The following is a 20,263-nucleotide window of genomic DNA, read 5'->3' on the forward strand; positions in this document are numbered from 1 at the left end:
CGGGCAAGCGAAACGCTTGATGCTCGTGTGAAAGGAACGCTTCCATGTCTGCTGCCACTCTCCGATCGGCTAGAGCCGTTCAACCGGCTGGCCGACTCCTGTTTTCCTTGTTCGTCACCCCGATCGTTGCAATCGCGATGGCGGTGCTGACCGCACCCGCCTTCGCCCATGACGCCAAGCCCACGGCGGCGAAGCCGCAAGGCTGGAGTTATCCCTTCGCCTGCTGTGCAAACTACGACTGCCGCACCACCCATACCGGCGAGGTGCTGGAAAAGCCGGAGGGTTATGTCATCGCCGGAACGGGGGAGGTCGTTCCGATGAGCGACAAGCGGGTCAAGGACTCACCCGACGGCGATTTCCACTGGTGCGCGCATCAGGCCGGCCTCGACGCAGGCAAGACGATCTGCCTGTTCGTGCCACCGCGTTCCTACTGAGTTCTGTTGGCAGTTCTCATCGGAAGGCCGGCCTTGGTGGTGCTGAAGGCGCTTGCGTCAGACGGAAGCAGCGAGTGCCGAGGCGAAGTCGCGATACGGGCGCAGTGGGCGACCCAGAAGTGCCGTCAGGCGCTCGACGTCGCCGGCCTCGGGCAGCATCCCGTCGGTGAAGAAGCGCTCGCCCATCAGGCGCATGTCGTAGGCCATCCAGGCGGGCAGGAACTGCTTGAGATTTTGCTCAAAACCCTCCGTATTGTCGCCGCTGTAGCTGATCGGGCGGGCGAGTACGTCTGACCAGATTGCGGCAATGTCCGTCCCGGTCAGTGTCTGCGGACCGACGAGGTTGATCCGCTCGAACGCAAGCGGCTCCTTCGACAGTTCGCGACGCAGCAGCTCAAGGGCGGCGATCTCGGCGATATCGCGGGCGTCGATCATGGCGAGGCCCTTGGGGCCGATCGGCATTGGGTAGGTGCCGTAGCCGGTGATGACGTCTTCGACCGTCAGATCGTTCTGGATGAAGTAGGCCGGGCGCAAGATCGTAGCTTTGAAGTCCATCTGCTCGATCATTCGCTCGACGCCGAACTTACCCGCGAAATGCGGCACGTTCACATAGACGTCAGCGTGGATCACCGAGAGATAGACGATCCGCTCGATGCCGGCCGATCGGGCGACGTTCAAGGCGATCAAAGCCTGGGTGAATTCGTCCGGCACCACGGCGTTCAAGAGAAACAGCGTGGAAACGCCAGACATGGCTTTGCGCAGCGAATCGACATCGAGAAAGTCGCCTTGCACGACTGATACGCCTGCCGGAAAACTGGCTTTCGACGGATCGCGCACGAGAGCACGCACATCGGCGCCGCGCTTGGCGAGCTGTTCGACGACTTGGCGGCCGATATTGCCGGTGGCGCCGGTAACGAGAATGGTCATGGAATTTCTCCTGTTGGGTTGCTTGACAGCCCCAATATGTGTGGCTCACAAAGAGCCCAGTAGACGGCAATTTTAGACACGTCGTCTCGCTGGTGGGACAGTCATGGATCTTTTAGCCCTTGCCGATTTTAACCTGGTGGCTCGCCATGGCGGCTTCGGCAAAGCGGCAAGGTCCACCGGCCGGCCCAAGGCAACGTTGTCCCGGCGCGTTGGCGAATTGGAAAGCAGTCTCGATCTGCGTCTGTTCGAACGGGGTGCGCGTAACCTGAAGCTGACCGAAGAAGGACGGGCGCTCTTCGAGCGGACGGGGGCGTTGCTTGCCGAGCTGGACGAGACGGCATCGGCGATTGCCTCGGGCGGTCAGAGACCCAAGGGCAGATTGCGGATCAGCGCGCCTTTGCATTTTTCGCAGACTGCAATGGGGAGGATCGCTGCGGGATTTGCCCTGAGGTATCCTGAGGTGAGGCTTGAAGTGACCACCGAAGACCGGCATGTCGACATGATCGAGGAAGGCTACGATCTGGTAATCCGGGTCAATCCGGATCCCGATGAAAGCCTGGTCGGACGGGCGTTTCTCCGCGACCGCCTGGTCGTTGTGGCGAGCCCGGACCTTCCTCGCCCGACCGATGGGCTCGCCGCTCCTGGCGTTGCGCGCGGGACAGGCGAGCGGCAAACATGGCAGGTGAAGACACCAGGTGGCTGGGCAACACTTAGAATCGAGCCGATCCTCGCCTTGTCGACACTCATCATGGTCCGCGATGCGGTGCGAGCCGGCGTAGGCGCAGGACGGCTTCCCATTTCGTTGGTGGCCCACGACCTGGCTGACGGCACACTGGTGAATTGGGGGGATATTGACGGCCCCGAAATTTCTCTATGGACGCTCTACCCGTCGCGGCGGCTGCTCAGCGCGCGCGTGTCGGCGTTCCTGGATTTTCTGAAACAGGGTTTCCCAAACGGGACGCCGGACGAACTGGCCGCCTATATCGGCAGGTGACGACAATTGGGAGGTGACGACGGGCCCGCTTTAGCCAGAGCGCCGGTCGGCTCGGTCGACCGGAGCCTGCTGACAGACAGTTGTCAGGAGCCTTCCTTTATGGTGCCTTGCCGCATGGGTGGCGGGCAACGGAGAGGAAGGCTTTTCATGACCATCAAGGCCAGCTGTCATTGCAAGGCGACTACGTTCGAGGTTTCGGAGGCGCCCGAGACGGTAACACAATGCACCTGCTCGTTCTGCTCCAAGCGCGGTTCGCTGTGGGCTTACTACGTTCCGTCGCAATTCAAGCTCACCAGCTCGCCGGAAAACGTTTCCTTCTATCAATGGGGATCGAAGACCGTCAAACACGGGTTTTGCGCCATTTGCGGCTGCGGCACCTTCACCGAAACGCCGGACTGGTCAACCGGCAAACCGGACTTCGACAATCCCAAGATATCAGTCAATTCGCGGCTGTTCGACGATTTCGACCTCGATAAGGTCGAGGTGGTCGTCATTGACGGCAAGAACCTCTGGTAGGCCAGCACCAGCCACCGAAGCGGAAGAGTGGCGCGAGCGGGGAAAAGCCGCTTTCGCCGCTCGGTTTTTCGCCGCATTTCATGTTACAAGACCGGAGAAGGGCTTATATGCGCGAGCCGCAAAGGCCGCGCTTTGGAGAGGGACGATTCTATGAAAAAGACTGTGCTCGTCGCCGTTGCGACGGCTGTGCTGGTGAGTGCCTGCACCACGACCGATCCGTACACCGGCGAGCAGAAGGTTTCGAACACCGCAGCCGGCGCCGGCCTTGGTGCCCTGGCGGGCGCGGGCCTCGGCCTGCTTGCCGGCGGCAATGACCGCCGCAACGCGCTGATCGGCGCCGGTATCGGCGCGCTGGCCGGCGGCGCCATCGGCGCGACCATGGACCAGAACGAGGCTGAACTGCGCCGCCAGCTCGAAGGCACCGGCGTCAGCGTCACCCGCACCGGCGACCAGATCATCCTCAACATGCCGTCCGACATTACTTTCAACGTCGACCAGGATGCGGTGAAGCCTGGCTTCTACCAGGTGCTGAACTCGGTTGCGCTGGTGCTGAACAAGTTCAAGCAGACCACGGTCGACGTGTTCGGCCACACCGATTCGACCGGCGGCGACGAACACAATTTCGATCTGTCGCAGCGCCGTGCATTGGCGGTCGCCAACTATCTCTCAGGCCAAGGTGTCGATTCGCGCCGCTTCGCCGTCACCGGATTCGGCAAGACCCGTCCGATCGCGTCCAACGGAACGGCGGCCGGCCGTGCGCAGAACCGGCGCGTCGAGATCCAGCTTTCGCCGCTGACCTGAATTGTTCGGCATCGAAATGCGAAGGCGGCCCCCGCAAGGGGCCGCTTTCTTTTTGGGCTCCTGTGGTCCGCCAAAAGGTCTAACGCATTAGAGATTTCTAATAATCCCTTTCCGGAGGCCTTGGAAGGGATTAGCATTGGTGCGGTTCCAGAGGGGATGGGGCGATACAAACGGCCATGCAGTCACTTAGTCGGCCCCGGTCCTGCACGGCCAGATAAGGAAATCTGGGAGGAATGCATGACAAGAACAGCTCGTCTTGGGCGTTGCGGCGTCCTCATTTTGACAGGTCTGGTCTCCGCTTGGTGCGCAGCGGCCACGGCTCGAGCCGAGGACGCCAACAAAGCCGACATCGAAGCGTTGAAGAAATCGCTCGCCAAATATGAAGACTACACGGTCGCCGTCCGCGACCTTTATCTGTCGACTGTCGGGTGCGTCTATTACAGCGGGGACAGGATCGAGGGCGCAATGGACTATCCGAAGGGCGCTATGGGCATCCATTTCGTCAACGTCCCGAGTGTCGGTCAGAAACTCGATCCGATGCGCCCCAATGTGCTGATCTACGAGCCGACCAAGAAAGGCTTGAAATTGGTTGGCGTGGAATGGCTGGTGCCCCTGACGCCAGACACCAAGGAACCTCCAAAACTATTTGGCCAGACCTTCATGGGACCGATGGAAGGGCACTATCCGCTCATTCCGAGGGAGTTCGTCCACTACGACCTTCATGCCTGGCTGTTCAGAGACAATCCGAACGGCATGTTCAGTCCGACCAACCCGAACGTGAAATGCAGCAAGGCAGAGTTTCCGATGCTGGAAAACCCGACCAAGATGATGCCCGGCCCGATGTGACGGACGGGCCAGGATAGGAGCGTGCCAAGAGTGCAAGCTGGCCGGCTGCATTTGAGAGCGCTCGGGAGTCAGGCTCGGACGACGATCGGCATGAGGGCCGGCGCGCATGAAGGCTGCCCGCATGAAGACAGGTATCTGGTCGCGGAAGTCGACAATGGCGCTGCGAGCCGTCAGTCGAAGGTAAAAGCGGCCCGCAAGGGCCGTTCTTGTTTGGCATGTCGGACTCCGTAATCAAGGCCTACGAGGTCGGCTGATCGACAATTGCCGCAACGATACGGCGCACGATCGGCAAGACCAGCAGCAGACTTGGAAAGCCCACTAGCCATGATGCTCCCCATGCATACGGCCAGGTCGCCACGAAACCGGTTGTCCAGCCCGCATTGATCAGCGTCGCTACCGCGGAAACAATGCACGACATCAGGATGGAAAGTACGAATGGCATTACCAGCGCATTGTAGGAGGCCGGTAGCTTCCTCGATTTCAAAACCTTGTGGGATGACGGTCGCATCACCTATCTCCTTCTCGAAAAGTGGAAGTATGCGCGGCTGGGCGCAGTCAGGCGGCCTGCGCCATTTGCTGGGCAAGGTTTCGAATAAAGCCGCGCAACGAACGCGGTTCGCGGCCCAGGGCGGCGCGCAATGTCAGACTGTTTCCGCCAAGGCCATAGTGGGCATAGTGGGCGTATATTTTGGCCAGCACCTGCATTTGGCGGTCATTGTAGGGAAGGCGTGCCTCGGCCGCCCACTCGCCAAATGTCGGCTCACCAGAAGAGATGGGTCTGCCAAGTTCCTCACTCATCATCGCAACGATGTCTTCCCGGCTGTGCATGCCGTCAGCGCACAGATCGAGGGTCGCGTAGGACAATCGCGCTTCGGTTAGGGCGATCGCCGCCACCTCAGCGACATCGCGGTAGTCGACGCGGGCCAGCTTCGCCGTCTTTGGAAACGGTTCCGAGAAAACACCATGTTCAACGACGGACGGCCAGGCCGCTGCGAGGTTCTGCATGAAATTGGCAGGGTGCAGAATCGTATATTCCATCGTCGTCGAGTAGAGAGCAGCCTCGACAGGCACCTTGCTGGCATGGTTCTTCAGTCGCGTATTGGTAGGCTGGATCACCGACGAGAAGACGAACTTTCGAACTCCTGCTCGCGTGGCGGCCTCAACCATGGCAACGCCCATGGCTGCTTCATCGGGAGCAAAAGCCGGCCCAATGTGAAAGACGCCGTCGACGCCCGCGACCGCCCTTTCGAGGCTCTGACGATTTCGCAAATCTCCTGTCGCAACCTCGGATGCCCCCACCTTCCGGGCCTTTTCGGCATTCGCAGGGTCGCGAACGAGCGCTCGAACATTGGCATTGCGGCGGACAAGTTCAGGCACGACAAGTCCCGCAACTCGGCCTGTGGCACCAACAACCAGAACAGTTGGATTGGCTACTTGCATGACGATTTCCTTCCATCAAGCCTGTCCTCGCGGGACAACTTGCAGAGAGGTACGACGTCGCAATTGTCGTTACAATTACCCGTTTTTGCGATATATTATGTCGAATGTCGGGAGAATGCATGAGCCGAATGGACGATTTCGAGGCTTTCATCGCGATCGTCGAGCATGGAAGTCTGACGACTGCCGCACATCGGCTGAACCGCTCGCTGCAGTCGGTCAGCCGGTCCCTGGCGGCACTGGAGCAATCAGTCGGCGTCGAGCTGATCCACAGGACAACGCGTCGCTCGACACCAAGTGAAGTCGGAGCAGCCTTTTTCAACCGGATCAAACCCGCGGTCGACGAAATAAACGACGCAAGACTTCAGGCGATCAATCAACGATCGGAGCCGGCAGGCGTCCTGCGCATCGGGGCGCCGGTTCTGTTTGGCCCGAACGTCCTGATGCCTGTCATCGCGGAATACATGCGGACATTTCCCCGGGTCGAGGTCGATCTTCAACTTTCCGATGGATTTGCCGATCTTGGCGCCGAAGGTCTCGACCTGGCAATACGCATCGGCGATTTGCCGGATTCCAACTTGAAAGCCAAACGCCTGGGAGCGTTGCGGCGCGTTGTGTTCGGCGCGCCTTCCTATTTCGCGCGGTGCGACCGGCCGGCCCATCCCTTCCAGCTGAGTGAGCACAGTTGCATCATCAGAACCGCTAACGAGCGTCCAGGTGAATGGACGTTTCAGATCGACGGGAAACCCCGGACCGTGAAGGTCGCAGGCGCTTTTCGCTCCAATCTGATGACCTCGGTCTATGCCGCCGCAATCCACGGACTGGGTTTGGGCTTCTCGCCTCTGTGGCAGATAAGACATTTGGTCGACGACGGTCTCGTCGAACTGGTTTTGACGGAATTCGAGCCGGCACCGGTGCCGATCCATGCCTTGTGGCAGGAAGGCCGGTCATCTTCGGCCAAGGTTCGGGCATTTCTGGATTTATTGGCATCCCGCCTGGAACTCAAAAGCCTGTAGCATCGACGGGTATTTGAAGCGCTCCAGGCCGGAAGAGATCGGGCAGATCGAGCCTGTCTTGCGATTACCGCGCATGGCGCTGATTGATCCTGAGCGGGCTCCAGATCTCGCATCCCAATCGCGTCCAGGAAAGCCGCGCGTCCTCGGGACGCCGCGGCTCATGGAATCAGACCTTGGCGACGATCTTCATGAAGGCCGGCATGTCGTCGCCGAAGCCGACGGTGCCGTCATTGTCTTCACCGCGGTTGTTGCCGCGGGCAGGGCGGCTGTTGCTGGCGCGCTGCGGCCTTGTGTCGCCGCGTTCCGGGGCGCGGTTCTCGTTGTTGCGATCGGAGACCTTGCGGTCGCTGTTTTCGGAGCGGATCGCTTCCTTGCGCTGATGCCGTTCGCCGATGTCGGCGACCGCGGCCTCGGCTACCACCGGCTGTTCCTCGCGCGCGGCATCTGCCGCTGGCGCGTCGTCGCTGCGCTTGGCATGGCGTTCGCGCGGCTTGCGCTCGCCACCCTCCTTGCGATCATGGGCCTTGCGGTCCTCGTCCTTGCGGCCGGCGCGGCGCGGAGCGCCACGGCCACGGCGGGGCGCTTCGTCCTCGCCGCCTTCGCTGGCGACCACGGTCGACAGGTCGCCGTCATGCCACTCGATCTTGTTGCCGATCAGCCGCTCGATGGCGTCGATGTATTTGGTGTCGGACTTGGTGGCGATGGTGAAGGATTTGCCCGAGCGTCCGGCGCGGCCGGTGCGGCCGATGCGGTGGACATAGTCTTCGGCGTGGATCGGCACGTCGTAGTTGAAGACGTGGCTGACGTCGGGAATGTCGAGGCCGCGCGCGGCGACGTCGGACGCCACGAGATAGCGCAATTTGCCATCGCGGAAATTGGCCAGCATCTGCATGCGGGCGCGCTGGTCCATGTCGCCATGCAGGGCGCCGGCGTCGAAATCATACTTCAGCAGCGAGCGGAACAGCTCCGCGACCTCGACCTTGCGGTTGCAGAAAATGATAGCGTTCTTCAGCTCGGCGTCTTCGGCCTTTATCAGATTGCGAAGCGTCTCGCGCTTGTCCCACGGCTTGGAGCCGGACTTGACCAGGCGCTGGATGATGTTGGTGGCAGCGGATGCCGCCTTGGAAACCTCGACGCGCACCGGCGCATGCAGGAACTTCTCGGTGAGCTTGGTGATCTCCGGCGGCATGGTCGCTGAGAAGAACAGCGTCTGCCTGGTGAACGGGATCATCTCGCAGATGCGCTCGATGTCGGGGATGAAGCCCATGTCCAGCATGCGGTCGGCCTCGTCGATGACGAGGATCTCGACGCCGTTGAGCAACAGCTTGCCGCGCTCGCGGTGATCGAGCAGACGGCCGGGCGTGGCGATCAGCACGTCGGCGCCGCGCTCCAGCTTCTTGTCCTGCTCGTCGAAGGAGACGCCGCCGATCAGCAGCGCGATGTTGAGCTTGTGGTTCTTGCCGTATCTGATGAAATTCTCTTCGACCTGCGCGGCGAGCTCGCGCGTCGGCTCGAGGATCAGCGTGCGCGGCATGCGGGCACGGGCCCTGCCTTTTTCGAGGCGGGTCAGCATCGGCAGCACGAAGGAAGCCGTCTTGCCGGTGCCGGTCTGTGCTATGCCCAGAATATCCTTGCCGAGCAAGGCATGCGGGATGGCGCCAGCCTGGATCGGCGTCGGCACGGTGTAGCCCGCATCGGTGACTGCGGAAAGGACCTTGGGCGACAGGCCGAGGTCTGAAAAGGTCAACGCTTCTAGAGCGGTCGTGGTGTCTGAGGACAAGAGTTGCTGTCTTTGGCTGGTTCGGGGAAGCGCAACGGCATCCGTCGCGGCAAGCACAGCGTGCCTGCAAGATTGGTATTGCGATTAGGCGCAAGCCCGCGATTTGTCAACAGAAACGGGCGGGATTGGCACGATTGTGAAAACGTAAGCTTAATCGCGATGCTTAATTAGGTAGTCACTCTTTGCGCCGGCTCAATAGCGGAACTGCTCGGCGAGAATGCGTTCGTTCCACGAATGGTTGGGATCAAACAGCAGCGTTGCCGTCGCAGTCGGCGATTCGCGGACCGTTACGGAAGCCACCGCCTTGACCTCGGTGTGGTCGGCGGCGGTGTTCACCGGGCGCTTTTCCGACTCCAGAATATCGAAGCGTACGGTCGCCTTGTTTGACAACAAGGCACCCCGCCAACGGCGCGGCCGGAACGGGCTGACCGGGGTCAGCGCGAGCAACGGCGCATCCAGCGGCAGGATCGGCCCGTGCGCCGAAAGATTGTACGCGGTGGAGCCGGCCGGCGTCGCGATCATCACGCCGTCGCAGTTCAGTTCCTCGATGCGGACCTGCTCGTCGACGGTGATGCGGATCTTTGCCGTCTGGTAGGACTGACGCCACAGCGCCACCTCGTTGATGGCGAGTGCCGAAACCGTCTCGCCCTCATGCGTCAACGCCAGCATTTCCAGCGGGCGGATCGTTTCGGCGACGGCGGCCGCGATGCGCTCGGTGAGGCCCCCGACGCGGTACTCGTTCATCAGGAAGCCGATGGTGCCACGGTTCATGCCGTAGACCTTCTTTCCCGTGCTCATCGTGTCGCGCAAGGTCTGCAGCAGGAAGCCGTCGCCACCCAGTGCCACCACCACCTGGGCGTCGTCGAAGGATGCCTGGCCATAGCGGGCCGACAGGCTCTCCATCGCCGCCTTGGCATCGGCAGTGTCGGAGGAGACGAAGGCGAGATTGGCTTTGCTCATGACATTCCGATGGCGGTCGGCCGATGGCGGTCGGCGGCGGTTGCGTGGGGTAGCATGGGCAAGCGCATCTGCAAAGGGAGGCATCGTCCGGGCCAGTTGCGGCCGCGGCGAAACGAAATCGGCGGCTCGCGCTTCATGTCGCCGGAACGGCGAATGTGATGGTTAAGTGCGAGCTTAAGCACTCGTAAAGCCTGATCGATCATGTTAGCCGACAGAGGATGGGTGGCTGGGGGGCTAGCCAGTCGAGACCTGTCTATTGCCGGTGACACGCCTGATTATCGTCTTCCTTGTGATGGGAAGTTTCGCCCTTCTCTTTGCGGAGCTTGTGCGGCAGTCCGAAGACATGAGCTCCAGGCCGATGGCCTCACGCTGCGGCGGCGCCGGCGTGCCATGCCCGCAAAACGCATTGTAGGCGAAGCCAATCCGCCAACGACGATCCGTCGCCTACTGCCCGACAATCCTCAGATTGGCGTTGCCGTAGAATGTGTAGGCGAGATAGGTCGGATCGCCGGTCCGGTAGAATTCTCTGCGGACATCCTGCAGGATCTCGGCCAGATAGACCGGCCCGTCCTTGATCCGCGTGCTGATGCCGCCATAGAAATCGGTCGAGAAGGCCGCTGCCGCGCGGTCGGTCAGTGGCCACATGCCGCCGATGAAGCCGGAAGCGCCGCCCGCCAGCACCGCCGGACCCCAGCCCTGCACGAAACCGCCGAGCATCTGCGAACGGCCGGTGTCGCAGGCGTTGAAAAAGTAGAACGGATTGCCCTTGCCATGCGCGGCCGCGACCAGCGCGGCCCATGTATCGGGGTCGAGCGACTGGTCGACGAGATCGATGGCAAAGACCGGCCGGCCACTGCTCGGCTGGTTGACCTCGCCATGACCGGAGAAATGAATGAAACCGGTCGAGACTTCACCGACCAGTTTCTCGAAAGAGGTGAAATCGCCATCGAAGCGGCGGTAGCCGTAAAGCTTGCTCAGCGCCGCGATCTCGTCCTGCTGAAAGCGCAGCGAGCGCTTGTCGAGATAGGAGGGCGCGACGGCCGCGACGCCGGTGAAGGTCATGCGGTCGAGCGGGTTGTCGACCTGTGAGGCACTGCTGCGCGGAGCCCAGCGCGCCAGCCGGTAGCCCATGCCGAGAAAACCGTCGGCGACGGCGCCGTCGGCGCTGCGCGGGCGGATCAATTCCCAGGGCAGCGTCGGGCTGTTCGAGGTGATCTGGATCGAATGGAGTTCGCCTTTGCCGCGCAGCGACCAGAACACGTCCTTGAACGGTTTCGGCACATAGTCGCGGTAGAGCGCATCGCCAAAACCTTCGGCGGCGAGCGTGACAAAGCGCTTTTGCGCCCCCGTATCGCTGCTTGCGGCAGGCTGCTGCAGCGAAACGGCGCCGCGCAGGCTCAATCCGAGCTGCAGCAGGCGGCGGTATTCGGAGTCCAGCCATGCCGCCATCTCAGGTGGCGTCGAGAACGTATCGGTCACCGGACCGGCCAGATGCGGCGAATGGATGATGATCTGCCCCGAACCCAGCCCGCTCGGATCGTCATAGAGGATGGTCACGTCGAGATCGGGGACGTCATCGCCGGCTGCGCCGCCGAGCGTCACATTGCCAGTTACCGCCGGCTGCGGCGCCGCTGCGGCCAGCATCAGCATGGCAGGTGCTGCGGAGCGTTCGGCTGTGGCGCTCAGAGCGGCTGCCTCGACAGGCGCGGTGCGGCGAATGATAACCGACCGCGATGCCGATCCCAGGAACCTCCCGGCGCTGTAGATGCGCGCGATGAACTGGGCCGGCTTGCTGTCCTTGGCGATCGGCCGCGCCTTGACGTCGAAGCGGACGAAGTCGCTGTCGCCCTGGCGGTAGAGCGTCGTCCGTCGGCTCCATTTGCCGCCGTCAGCGAGATCGAAGCCGGAGGCGAACAGATCGATATCGATCGGCCATTGCTCGGTTCCCGCCGGCATCGCCATGGCCAGGGCGCCATCTTCCGTCACCGACGAGCCCGGCGCTGCCTTCACCTTCACTTCGGGCGTGAATTGCTCTTCGGTAAGGGCGATCGAAACGGTCACCGTCTCGCCGGCGACAATCTCATCCGGCGCATCGATGGTTGGATGGCGCACCACCTCGACAGCGCCCGTCTCGGGTTGTGGAAGGGCGCCGCCGGAAGGAGGGCTTTGCGCCTGGTCGATGGGCGGCGGCGCTGGTTTCGGTGGCGCCTGCGCCTCCGGCGGACTTTCGGCGCCGGTCGCGGGTGGCGGGGCCGATGTCATGCCGTCCTCAGGGGGGATCCCTGCCTTATCGGGGGGCGGTTCGGCGCCGGTGGCTCCGCCATCCTGCGGATAGGTCCCGCCGAGATTGTTCTGGGCAGCGGCCACAGCTGCGTCTTCAAGACGTTGCTTTTCCTCTTCGTATCGTTGCCGAGCCTGCTCTTCCTGCAATTGGCGCTGCTGTTCCTGGCGTTTGTATTCCTCGTAGAGCGCCGCCTCCTTGGCGCTGTCGCCCATCGCGGCATCGGGACTGCCGGAGCCCGGTGCAACGTCCATGGGGTAGGGCTCCTGACCGCTGCCATCGGCGTAGTCGCTGCCATCAGGCTCCCAACCGCCACTCCCGGAGATGTAGCCGCCGCTCGCCATCGCCGGCGGTGCCGGTTCCGGCACAAGCGGCAGCGCCGGTGCCGCGCCGGCCACCTGGTCCGGCGTCAGCACAAAGGCAGCGTCTGCCGAGCGGCCATATGCCATCCATGGCCACTGGGCGCCTGACGTTTTGTCGATAGTGGTTTGCCTGACCGAGGCGAGGATGATGGCTATGTCCGCGCCGCGCTTGACCAGCGCAGCGGTGAGCGCATCGGCAAATACGGTGACGGGGCGGGCTTCGCCCAGTGCAACGGTTCCGGGTTTGGCCGACAGAGCGACGATGGCGTGGGTGAGGGGATCGACCGCCGCCAGACCCTGCATCACGCCGGAAGTAGGGTTGTGGCCATCGCCGGGATTGTCGAGCAGAACCACCTTCAATGTCGGGGTTGCCTCGAGCGCCTGCATGAACAGATCGAGGGGCAATGCCGTCTGGTCGACCGTTTCCTTTGAATCGATCCGGGTGCCGCGCGTCAGTAAATAGTTCCTGCCGTTGGCCTGCGCGGTGTGGCCGACATAGTAGAAGATGCCGACGGAGTCCGGTTTGGCCAGGGATTGGGCGAAATCATGCATGGCGCGCGCGACATCGGCGCGGTCGCCATCCGACACCTGCCGGACGGTGAAGCCAAGCGATCGTAGTGTCGCTGCAACGAGTTCGGCACTGAGGTCGGCGTTGGCGATTGCCGGTGAGCCCTCAGAGGCCGGATTGGCGACAACCAGCGCTATCCGCTCTTCGCCGCGCGCAGCGGAGAAGAGCGCCATGGTCATCAGCAGCACGACCGCCAGAAAAAGGCGCATGACCGTGATCCAAGCCCTGCAGGCTGCGGCGCTCACGCCACGGCTTGCCCCAATTCATCAATGGCCCAACCTTGACCATATCATGTCGGCTTCGCCGGCGCACTGCCGGTGCCGATGATGCAGTTGTGTCGCTAAAAGATATTGACTGTATGTTTAGTAATTAATACCGTTGCCCGAGATACCGAGTTGGTCAGCCGGCATTCGCCGGTGAATGATCACCAGGACGAAGGGAACTTAGGGACTCGAGGCGCAATCCCGCCGGTCCCAACAATGGGAGACACAAGCATGCAGTTGAAATCGACCGCCACGGCGCTCGGCCTGTCGCTGCTGGCGATGACCGGCATTGCCCGCGCCGAGGGCGAACTCCAAATCTACAATTGGGGCAACTACACCAGCCCGGACCTGATCAAGAAGTTCGAGGAAACCTACAAGGTCAAGGTTACCGTCACCGACTACGACTCCAACGATACGGCTCTGGCCAAGGTCCGCCAGGGCGCTTCCGGCTATGACATCGTCGTTCCATCGGCCAGCGTGATGCCGATCTGGATCAGCGAAGGCCTGCTCTTGGAAACCGATCCCAACACGATGGAGAACTTTAGAAACGTCGATCCGAGATGGGTCGACGTGCCGTTCGACCCCGGCCGCAAATATTCGGTGCCGTGGCAATGGGGCACGACCGGCATCTCGGTCAACAAATCGGTCTATGCGGGCGATCCGAACACCTCGGCGATTTTCCTCGATCCGCCGCCGGAACTCGTGGGCAAGATCAATGTCGTGCCCGAAATGGGAGACATCATGTTCCTCGCCATTGCCTATGAGGGCGGTAAGTACTGCACCGACGACAAGGTGCTTTTGAAAAAGGTGCATGACAAGCTCATCGAGGCGAAAGCGAAATGGCTGTCGCTCGACTATGCGGCCGTCGACGGTCTCGGCAGGGGCGACATTGCCGCCGGCGTCAACTGGAACGGCATATCGCTGCGCGAGCGGCTGGAGAACGACAAGATCGTCTACGGCTATCCCAAGGAGGGCTTTCCAATCTGGATGGACAATGTCGCGGTGCTCAAGGATGCCAAGAACGTCGAGAACGCCAAGCTCTTCCAGAATTTCATCATGGACCCCAGGAATGCAGCGATGATCTCGGCCTTCGCGCACTACGCCAATGGCATCAAGGGCTCCGAGCCCTTCCTGCCGGCCGATATGAAGGGCGCGCCCGAAGTGGATGTTCCGGCCGAATTTGCCGACAAGGGCCAATTCATGTCGGCCTGTCCCGCCGACGTCCAGGCGCTCTACACCAGGATCTGGACCGATCTGCAGAAATAGCAGCGCCGCCGGCCGAAGCTGACCAACATCGGGCCGCGCATCGCGGCTCGGCCATCCCCAATGCCAGATGCCGTAAAGCCGCCGCGGGAGATTTTTTATGTCCGATCTCGACCTTTGCTACATGCCGGCCAGCGAGGCGTTGCGGCTGTTCAAGGCGAAGAAACTGTCGCCTCTGGAACTGATGCAGGCCACCATCCGCCGCGCCGAGGCAACCAAGGCGACGATCAACTGCCTCACCTTCACGCATTTCGACGAGGCGATGGATCTCGCCAGAAAAGCCGAGGCGAAATACGCCAGAGGCGCCAGGACCGGCGCGCTCGAGGGCCTGCCGATCGGCATCAAGGATGAGAGCTACATCAAGGGCAAGCCGACCTCGCATGGCTCGCTGCTGTCCGGGGACGCCATTGGCGGCCATACCTCGACCATGAACGAGCGTGTCATGAAGGCCGGCGGCATCGTCCACGCCCGCACCGCGACGCCCGAATTCAGCTGCGCCGGTTATACCTGGTCGAAGCGCTGGGGCGTCACGCGCAACCCCTGGAACCCGGATTTCACGCCGGGCGGTTCGTCGGGCGGTTCGGCGGCAACGTTGGCCTCCGGCACGTCGTCGATCGCAACCGGCTCGGACATAGCGGGCTCAATCCGCATCCCTGCCTCGGCCTGCGGCCTGGTCGGCTTCAAGCCGCCTTACGGCCGCAATCCCGATGAGCCGCCGTTCAATCTCGATTTTTTCTGCCACACCGGGCCCTTGGCCCGAAACGTCGGGGATGCGATCCTGCTGCAGAACGTCATGGCCGGGCCGAGCCCGCTCGACATCGCCACGCTGCGCCCGAAACTGCGCCTGCCGCTCGACTACAAGCCGATCAAGGGTTGGAAGATCGCATTCTCCATGGATCTCGGGTCCTTCGAGGTGGATGCGGACGTGCGCAAGAACACGCTCGCTGCCTGCGATGTGTTCCGCTCGCTCGGCGCCACCGTCGAGGAGGTGGACCTCGGCTGGGGCGACGAGGTGCTCAAGGCCGGCATGGCCTATCTCGAACATCTCTTCGGCGCCTCGCTGTCGCCGCTGCTCGCCAAGAACGGCAAGGACATGACCAGCTATGCCAGGCAGTTCGCGCAGGACGGGCAGAAGTCGAAGGCGACGGATTTTGTCGCGACGCTCGATGTGGCGGCCAGGATGTACCTGACGCTGGGGCCTTTGCTGGAAAAATACGACGTGCTGATCTGCCCGACCAATGCGCTTCCCGCAGTGCCGGCGGAATTCGATCAGACCAAAGGCAAGGTCGAGATCAATGGACGAGAGGTGAACCCGTCGCTGGGCTGGGTGATGACGACGCCGTTCAACATGCTGAGCCGCTGCCCGGTTCTGTCGATCCCGTCGGGCCGCGCCGCCAACGGCGTGCCGACAGGCATCCAGATTGTCGGCCGCACCTATAGCGACGCTGACGTGTTCCGGGCGGGTATGGCCTATGAGACGGCTCGTGGTCAGTGGTACACGAATGCCGGGACACGCCCGGCGCTGTGAGTCCGCAGGGCGCCGGCATGCCAAGGCAGCGGCGGGATGTTTCGGCCGCCGGGGAAAGGCCTGACGACAATGGCGCAACGCATAGCCACTCCGGATGCGGGAAAAAGCAAGGCGGCCAAGGGTGCGGCGAACGACGCCGCGCCCAAGGACCGCCGGCGCGAGCGCGGCGAAGCGAGCGTCCAGCGCATCATCGACGCCACCATCGAGCTCATCGCGGAGGAGGGGCTGGCCAGCGTCACCATGCAGCGCATTGCCGAGCATGTCGGCTCGTCCAACGCACTGGTGGTCTTTCATTTTCGCAGCAAGGAGAACCTGTTCCGGGCCGTCCTGCAATATCTCAGCGACCAATATGACGCGCTGTGGCTGACGCTGGTGCGGGCGCCCGGCCTGTCGCCGGTGGAGCGGGTGTTGGGCGCGGTCGATTGCGCGCAGCGCTTTGCCCGGCAGCATCCGAAATGGGTCTCGGTCTTCGTCGTGTTTTCCAGCGACCGCAAGAGCATGCAGATCTACAATGAAATCGGCCTGCCGAGCGATCTCGCCTACACGGCCGAAGCGCGCGAGCTGCTGATCGAGATTTCACGCAGCGGCGGTTACACCGGCGTCGACATAGACACGCTGTCGGAGAGCCTGAACTATCTGGTGCATGGCGCCTGGTATTGGGACCATCTCAACCCGTCCAGCCGCGACACCGACGTGCTGCGCAAGACCATGCTGCTCCTGCTGCACCAGGCCTTTCCGCGGCATTTTGACTTGGGGTGAGATGCGGCCATTGCGAGCGACGAAAGCGTCCTCTGCAAACCTAAACCCGAAAATCTCTACGATGCCTTGATCTCTGTAAAAACGCTTGCACAATCCAGAGGTGCGAGCTAAACAACCCAGGGATGCATTCGAGGGTGGGTAAATGTGGCATTGGGCGATACTTCTGTTGCTGATTGGCGTGCCGGTTTTCTTCGCCGTCCGGTCGTCGCGCAAATCCTCACAGAGCCCAGATGACCTCGTGGGGTTCGGCGGCTGGCTGATCCTGCTGGCGATCAGCCTGTCCCTTTCGCCGTTGCGCACACTTGTCGATATGGCCAGTCTGGTCAAAACCTACCAACAGCTTGTTACAGTGCCCAACGGGGCCTTGGCCATCTATGGCGAGGCAGCCCTCAATCTGGCATTTCTGGTGCTTCAGCTGGTCGTGCTTGTTTCGATGCTGCGGCGAAGCCACCGCTTTCCGCAGCTGTTCATATGTCTGTGGTTCGCGATCCCTCTCTTGTTCGTACTGGACACAGTTTGGATATCGACTGTGCTTGGTGTCCCGGTAAACCGTTTGCTTGCCGGAGGAGCTCTGGTTACACCTTTGGCATCCTTCATAGTCACAGGGATCTGGGCCGCCTACGTCTACAGGTCGGTTAGGGTGAGGAACACGTTCGGCGATACGGCAGCCATACAGGCTGCCACATTTTCCTAGAAGGTCCGACGGCTGCGAGTTGGCCTGATGTCGTGCTGCCAGCTCCGCAGAATAGAACCGTCGGCAGTCCTCCTTCGTCTAACGAGCTTCGAGTGGCCTGCCACCCGAAGCTCGAAGAGTGAAGGGTGGTGCCCCCGGACGGAATCGAACCGCCGACCTTCGGTTTACAAAACCGCTGCTCTACCAGCTGAGCTACAAGGGCACGGCGCTCCGGTTAGCATATTTCGTGCGCCAGTAAAGACAAAACTCCGTTTTCGATCGCTGATGGACCCCGCCGAGGTGGGCGGGCCGCCATGCTGAAAACCGCCAATGCGATCCCTACATATCTCTCAGGTGCAAACGCATCGAACGGGGTGTCGCATGATCAGACTTGTCATCATCCTGCCGCTTGTCGTCATCGCCTGGTTTCTCGTGGTGAAGCTCATGAAGGATGTGAAGAGCGCCAAGATCGACTGGACCGGCGTCGCCACAATCATCGGCTTCATCGTGCTGGCCTTCTGGCTGCGGCACGTTACGGGCATGGGGTGACGGGAGCGAATAGCGAATAGGGAGTAGCGAATAGGGAAGTCTTAACTCCCGAAAGCCATTTCGCTACTCGCTACTCGCTACTCGCTACTCGCTGAAACCTTCGAACCTTTCGCCGCACCGCGACGACTGATCTCCAGAGGCGAATGGTCGCCTCGACCAGGGAGATCATCATGTTGAAGCGCACTCTTACGTCAGGCCTCGTCGCCATTCTCGTCGCCACCGGCGCGCTCGCCGGCACCGTGCAGTCGTCCTCCGCTCACAGCCACCACCATCATCACAAGCACCACGACAAGCCTTGGTGGTGGTGGAACCACCACCACAAGCACCACCACCACGACAAGCCTTGGTGGTGGTGGAACCACCACCACAAGCACCACCACCACAAGCATCATCATGGCAAGGTGATCATCTTCCTTTGAGCGAGACGACCGCCTCGCGGAAAGGGCGGCTTCGGCCGCCCTTTTTTGCTTGGCCTCGATAGCGATGAAACCGGCACGCAGCAGATTTTTGCCGGACCCGAGAAGAAATCTCAAAAACCTTCGAACCTTTTTTCTCGTCGCGACGACCCATCATCAAGAGGCGGATGGATCGCCTCTCGCAACGAAACAAGGAGATCGTCATGTTCACGCGCAAAATCGCTTCCGCTCTTATCGCCAGCACTGTCGCCGCCACCTCGCTGGTCGGCACCGTCCAGCCGTCGGCCGCCCACAGCCATCACCACAACCGCGAAATCGGCATCGGCATCGCCGCCGGCGTCGGCGGGTTCGTGCTCGGCAGCCTGCTCAACCAGCAGCCCCGCACCGTCTATGTCGACGACGAGGGTGGCTCCTGGCACGTCCGCCGCTGCGCCAACCGCTACGCCAGTTACGATCCGTACTCCGACACCTATGTCGGCTATGACGGCTACCGCCACTATTGCCGCCTTTAGGAGGAGGCACCCCCACACGGAAAGGAGGGGCTGTACGCAGCCCCTCCTTCCTGATTTGAGCGCGCCGCGGTGCGGGCTACGGTTCGGAGATCGGCAATCCCGCTGCACGGCAGATGCGGGCAACACTCGCATTCTGCGATTGATCGCCCATGGCGATGAGTTCGAAGCTGCTTCCTTCATCCGGATAGATCTTGGCGGCGAACGGTTGGCCTGTTGTATGACCACCGGACGACGTCTTTGCAGCGACATGGCCGCAGACCAGGATTTCGCGGCGGCCGTCGAGCGTTCGCTCGCCGGCACGCATCGTCCCGAATTTGGCGGATACAGGATCCTGCAAATGCTGGCGAATGCCGATCGTGATTGTCTCCTCCAAAGCGAGCGAGATCGGAATCTCGCTGACTTGCTGGGAGACAGGGGCGGGCTCGGGCGCCGTCGCCACGCATCCGCACAGTGAAGCGGCGAGCAAAAGCTGAAGCGTTCTCCGCATTATAATCGGAACCCGCCGATCATCCTCGTCACCTCAGCGGCGGCGTCGCGCACCAGCGGCCCGATCTCGTCCAGCCGCTCCATCGTCACCCGCACCGTCGGTCCGGAGACCGAGACACCGCCGATCGGCTCGCCGAACTCGTTGAAAATGGCGGCGGCCACGCAGCGCATGCCGGGATGCCGCTCCTCGTCGTCGACCGACCAGCCGCGGTGCTTGATGACAGCCAGGTCATGGGCCAGCGCCGAAATGTCGGACAGCGTCTTGTCGGTGAAGCGCTGCAGGCCCGACTTGCGCAGGATGGCGGCGACGCGTTCCGGCTCGAGCTGCGCCAGCACCGCCTTGCCGATGCCCGAGGCATGGAAGGAGCTGCGCGTGCCCGGGCGGAAGAAGGCGCGGATCGCCTGATGGGTCTCGACCTGGCTGACGAAAACGACGCAATCGTCCTCGGCGACGCCGAGATTGGCGGTTTCACCGGTCTTCTCCATCAATTCCTGCATGACCACGCGGGCCCTGTCGACAAGCTTGCGGCGGCGCAGGAAGGCGGCACCCATGCGGTAGGTCTCGACGCCGATCGACCACAGCTGGTCCGATGTATCGAACTCGACCATGCCGTGGTTCTGCAGCGTCGTCAGCATGCGGTAGGCGGTGGACGCCGCGAGCTCGCTACGCGCCGAAATCTCGCTCAGCGACAGGCCACTGCCTTCAGCGACGATGGCCAGGATGCGCAAGGCCCGGTCCAGCGACTGTACAGAACCGGCCTCGGACGGACCGTTGAAAGCGCGCGGCCGGCCGCGCTGGCGTTTTTCGCTGGTTTCCATGGCGGCATTGTCGCCGGTTTCGCCGAAATCGCAATGAAAAACTTTTTCATCGATTTTGATGGCCGGATTCATG

The 20,263-nt window shown here is 62.0% G+C and carries 21 protein-coding genes and 1 tRNA gene; 13 read left to right on the plus strand and 9 right to left on the minus strand.

The window, feature by feature from the left end; translation table 11 throughout:
* Positions 1-44: 44 nt before the first annotated feature.
* Positions 45-434, plus strand: a complete 390-nt coding sequence (locus NKH22_RS02225; RefSeq protein ID WP_023691228.1) for a hypothetical protein — start codon at positions 45-47, stop codon at positions 432-434.
* A 57-nt stretch (positions 435-491) separates the two neighbouring features.
* Here the strand turns inward: NKH22_RS02225 and NKH22_RS02230 are convergent, their stop codons facing one another.
* Positions 492-1,361, minus strand: a complete 870-nt coding sequence (locus tag NKH22_RS02230) for an NmrA/HSCARG family protein (protein ID WP_023691229.1) — start codon at positions 1,359-1,361, stop codon at positions 492-494.
* A 103-nt stretch (positions 1,362-1,464) separates the two neighbouring features.
* Between NKH22_RS02230 and NKH22_RS02235 the strand changes: the two genes are divergently transcribed.
* The 4 genes from NKH22_RS02235 (at position 1,465) to NKH22_RS02250 (ending at position 4,518) form a co-directional block, all read left to right on the plus strand.
* Complete coding sequence (locus NKH22_RS02235) at positions 1,465-2,355, plus strand: LysR family transcriptional regulator (protein WP_023821369.1); 891 nt, start codon at positions 1,465-1,467, stop codon at positions 2,353-2,355.
* A 147-nt stretch (positions 2,356-2,502) separates the two neighbouring features.
* On the plus strand, positions 2,503-2,871 hold the full coding sequence (locus NKH22_RS02240; RefSeq protein ID WP_023729802.1) for a GFA family protein: 369 nt from the start codon (positions 2,503-2,505) through the stop codon (positions 2,869-2,871).
* Positions 2,872-3,021: 150 nt separating this feature from the next.
* Positions 3,022-3,672 (plus strand): YiaD family glycine zipper/OmpA-like lipoprotein, encoded by a 651-nt coding sequence (locus NKH22_RS02245; RefSeq protein ID WP_023821368.1) that lies wholly within the window; start codon positions 3,022-3,024, stop codon positions 3,670-3,672.
* Between the two features lie 237 nt (positions 3,673-3,909).
* Positions 3,910-4,518 carry a hypothetical protein gene (locus NKH22_RS02250; protein WP_023691231.1) on the plus strand — a complete coding sequence of 203 codons (609 nt, stop codon included), beginning with the start codon at positions 3,910-3,912 and terminating at the stop codon, positions 4,516-4,518.
* A 238-nt stretch (positions 4,519-4,756) separates the two neighbouring features.
* Here the strand turns inward: NKH22_RS02250 and NKH22_RS02255 are convergent, their stop codons facing one another.
* On the minus strand, positions 4,757-5,026 hold the full coding sequence (locus NKH22_RS02255) for a DUF2798 domain-containing protein (protein ID WP_023667468.1): 270 nt from the start codon (positions 5,024-5,026) through the stop codon (positions 4,757-4,759).
* Between the two features lie 47 nt (positions 5,027-5,073).
* On the minus strand, positions 5,074-5,958 hold the full coding sequence (locus tag NKH22_RS02260) for an NmrA/HSCARG family protein (protein ID WP_023691232.1): 885 nt from the start codon (positions 5,956-5,958) through the stop codon (positions 5,074-5,076).
* A 119-nt stretch (positions 5,959-6,077) separates the two neighbouring features.
* On the opposite strand from NKH22_RS02260, the gene NKH22_RS02265 reads away from it, so the two are divergent.
* On the plus strand, positions 6,078-6,971 hold the full coding sequence (locus NKH22_RS02265) for a LysR family transcriptional regulator (protein WP_023691233.1): 894 nt from the start codon (positions 6,078-6,080) through the stop codon (positions 6,969-6,971).
* Positions 6,972-7,137: 166 nt separating this feature from the next.
* Here NKH22_RS02265 and NKH22_RS02270 read toward each other — a convergent pair whose 3' ends face one another.
* The 3 genes from NKH22_RS02270 to NKH22_RS02280 form a co-directional block, all read right to left on the minus strand.
* Positions 7,138-8,751: a DEAD/DEAH box helicase gene (locus NKH22_RS02270; protein ID WP_031196539.1), complete on the minus strand. Its 1,614-nt coding sequence runs from the start codon at positions 8,749-8,751 to the stop codon at positions 7,138-7,140.
* 192 nt (positions 8,752-8,943) lie between these two features.
* Complete coding sequence (locus tag NKH22_RS02275; RefSeq protein ID WP_023681482.1) at positions 8,944-9,711, minus strand: NAD kinase; 768 nt, start codon at positions 9,709-9,711, stop codon at positions 8,944-8,946.
* Positions 9,712-10,155: 444 nt separating this feature from the next.
* A complete protein-coding gene (locus NKH22_RS02280; protein ID WP_023807391.1) occupies positions 10,156-13,131 on the minus strand; it encodes a caspase family protein in 2,976 nt (991 codons plus the stop codon).
* A gap of 285 nt (positions 13,132-13,416) precedes the next feature.
* On the opposite strand from NKH22_RS02280, the gene NKH22_RS02285 reads away from it, so the two are divergent.
* From NKH22_RS02285 to NKH22_RS02300, 4 genes are all read left to right on the plus strand, one after another.
* Positions 13,417-14,451 carry an extracellular solute-binding protein gene (locus NKH22_RS02285; RefSeq protein ID WP_023688398.1) on the plus strand — a complete coding sequence of 345 codons (1,035 nt, stop codon included), beginning with the start codon at positions 13,417-13,419 and terminating at the stop codon, positions 14,449-14,451.
* A gap of 97 nt (positions 14,452-14,548) precedes the next feature.
* Entirely contained in the window at positions 14,549-15,976 is a 1,428-nt protein-coding gene (locus NKH22_RS02290) for an amidase (protein ID WP_023688399.1), read from the plus strand.
* A gap of 69 nt (positions 15,977-16,045) precedes the next feature.
* Positions 16,046-16,735 (plus strand): TetR/AcrR family transcriptional regulator, encoded by a 690-nt coding sequence (locus NKH22_RS02295; RefSeq protein WP_023688400.1) that lies wholly within the window; start codon positions 16,046-16,048, stop codon positions 16,733-16,735.
* A gap of 166 nt (positions 16,736-16,901) precedes the next feature.
* Positions 16,902-17,429 (plus strand): DUF2569 family protein, encoded by a 528-nt coding sequence (locus NKH22_RS02300; protein ID WP_245260196.1) that lies wholly within the window; start codon positions 16,902-16,904, stop codon positions 17,427-17,429.
* 126 nt (positions 17,430-17,555) lie between these two features.
* Here NKH22_RS02300 and NKH22_RS02305 read toward each other — a convergent pair.
* Positions 17,556-17,631: transfer RNA gene (locus tag NKH22_RS02305), tRNA-Thr, on the minus strand.
* A 158-nt stretch (positions 17,632-17,789) separates the two neighbouring features.
* On the opposite strand from NKH22_RS02305, the gene NKH22_RS02310 reads away from it, so the two are divergent.
* The 3 genes from NKH22_RS02310 (at position 17,790) to NKH22_RS02320 (ending at position 18,885) form a co-directional block, all read left to right on the plus strand.
* Positions 17,790-17,957: a hypothetical protein gene (locus NKH22_RS02310; RefSeq protein WP_352908882.1), complete on the plus strand. Its 168-nt coding sequence runs from the start codon at positions 17,790-17,792 to the stop codon at positions 17,955-17,957.
* Positions 17,958-18,127: 170 nt separating this feature from the next.
* The gene (locus tag NKH22_RS02315) at positions 18,128-18,376 is read left to right on the plus strand and encodes a hypothetical protein (protein ID WP_023702462.1); all 249 of its coding nucleotides are present in this window, start codon (positions 18,128-18,130) and stop codon (positions 18,374-18,376) included.
* A 200-nt stretch (positions 18,377-18,576) separates the two neighbouring features.
* Positions 18,577-18,885: a BA14K family protein gene (locus NKH22_RS02320; protein ID WP_023667455.1), complete on the plus strand. Its 309-nt coding sequence runs from the start codon at positions 18,577-18,579 to the stop codon at positions 18,883-18,885.
* A gap of 76 nt (positions 18,886-18,961) precedes the next feature.
* Here the strand turns inward: NKH22_RS02320 and NKH22_RS02325 are convergent, their stop codons facing one another.
* Both NKH22_RS02325 and bhcR read right to left on the minus strand, forming a co-directional pair.
* Entirely contained in the window at positions 18,962-19,324 is a 363-nt protein-coding gene (locus NKH22_RS02325) for a hypothetical protein (RefSeq protein WP_245260572.1), read from the minus strand.
* Positions 19,325-19,371: 47 nt separating this feature from the next.
* Positions 19,372-20,190 (minus strand): HTH-type transcriptional regulator BhcR, encoded by an 819-nt coding sequence (gene bhcR / locus NKH22_RS02330; RefSeq protein ID WP_023681470.1) that lies wholly within the window; start codon positions 20,188-20,190, stop codon positions 19,372-19,374.
* Between the last annotated feature and the right edge of the window lie 73 nt (positions 20,191-20,263).

The sequence above is a fragment of the Mesorhizobium sp. M1252 genome (assembly GCF_040318265.1).
In the GTDB taxonomy this organism is placed as follows: Bacteria; Pseudomonadota; Alphaproteobacteria; order Rhizobiales; family Rhizobiaceae; genus Mesorhizobium.

What these genes read in the sequence shown, in the direction of transcription:
- NKH22_RS02295 (WP_023688400.1), top strand. Translation starts at nt 16,046, where the DNA reads ATGGCGCAACGCATAGCCACTCCGGATGCGGGAAAAAGCAAGGCGGCC.
- NKH22_RS02310 (WP_352908882.1), top strand. Translation starts at nt 17,790, where the DNA reads ATGATCAGACTTGTCATCATCCTGCCGCTTGTCGTCATCGCCTGGTTT.
- NKH22_RS02320 (WP_023667455.1), top strand. Translation starts at nt 18,577, where the DNA reads ATGTTCACGCGCAAAATCGCTTCCGCTCTTATCGCCAGCACTGTCGCC.
- NKH22_RS02230 (WP_023691229.1), bottom strand. Translation starts at nt 1,361, where the DNA reads ATGACCATTCTCGTTACCGGCGCCACCGGCAATATCGGCCGCCAAGTC.
- NKH22_RS02240 (WP_023729802.1), top strand. Translation starts at nt 2,503, where the DNA reads ATGACCATCAAGGCCAGCTGTCATTGCAAGGCGACTACGTTCGAGGTT.
- NKH22_RS02245 (WP_023821368.1), top strand. Translation starts at nt 3,022, where the DNA reads ATGAAAAAGACTGTGCTCGTCGCCGTTGCGACGGCTGTGCTGGTGAGT.
- NKH22_RS02235 (WP_023821369.1), top strand. Translation starts at nt 1,465, where the DNA reads ATGGATCTTTTAGCCCTTGCCGATTTTAACCTGGTGGCTCGCCATGGC.
- bhcR (WP_023681470.1), bottom strand. Translation starts at nt 20,190, where the DNA reads ATGGAAACCAGCGAAAAACGCCAGCGCGGCCGGCCGCGCGCTTTCAAC.
- NKH22_RS02260 (WP_023691232.1), bottom strand. Translation starts at nt 5,958, where the DNA reads ATGCAAGTAGCCAATCCAACTGTTCTGGTTGTTGGTGCCACAGGCCGA.
- NKH22_RS02250 (WP_023691231.1), top strand. Translation starts at nt 3,910, where the DNA reads ATGACAAGAACAGCTCGTCTTGGGCGTTGCGGCGTCCTCATTTTGACA.
- NKH22_RS02285 (WP_023688398.1), top strand. Translation starts at nt 13,417, where the DNA reads ATGCAGTTGAAATCGACCGCCACGGCGCTCGGCCTGTCGCTGCTGGCG.
- NKH22_RS02275 (WP_023681482.1), bottom strand. Translation starts at nt 9,711, where the DNA reads ATGAGCAAAGCCAATCTCGCCTTCGTCTCCTCCGACACTGCCGATGCC.
- NKH22_RS02280 (WP_023807391.1), bottom strand. Translation starts at nt 13,131, where the DNA reads ATGCGCCTTTTTCTGGCGGTCGTGCTGCTGATGACCATGGCGCTCTTC.
- NKH22_RS02315 (WP_023702462.1), top strand. Translation starts at nt 18,128, where the DNA reads ATGTTGAAGCGCACTCTTACGTCAGGCCTCGTCGCCATTCTCGTCGCC.
- NKH22_RS02290 (WP_023688399.1), top strand. Translation starts at nt 14,549, where the DNA reads ATGTCCGATCTCGACCTTTGCTACATGCCGGCCAGCGAGGCGTTGCGG.
- NKH22_RS02265 (WP_023691233.1), top strand. Translation starts at nt 6,078, where the DNA reads ATGAGCCGAATGGACGATTTCGAGGCTTTCATCGCGATCGTCGAGCAT.
- NKH22_RS02225 (WP_023691228.1), top strand. Translation starts at nt 45, where the DNA reads ATGTCTGCTGCCACTCTCCGATCGGCTAGAGCCGTTCAACCGGCTGGC.
- NKH22_RS02255 (WP_023667468.1), bottom strand. Translation starts at nt 5,026, where the DNA reads ATGCGACCGTCATCCCACAAGGTTTTGAAATCGAGGAAGCTACCGGCC.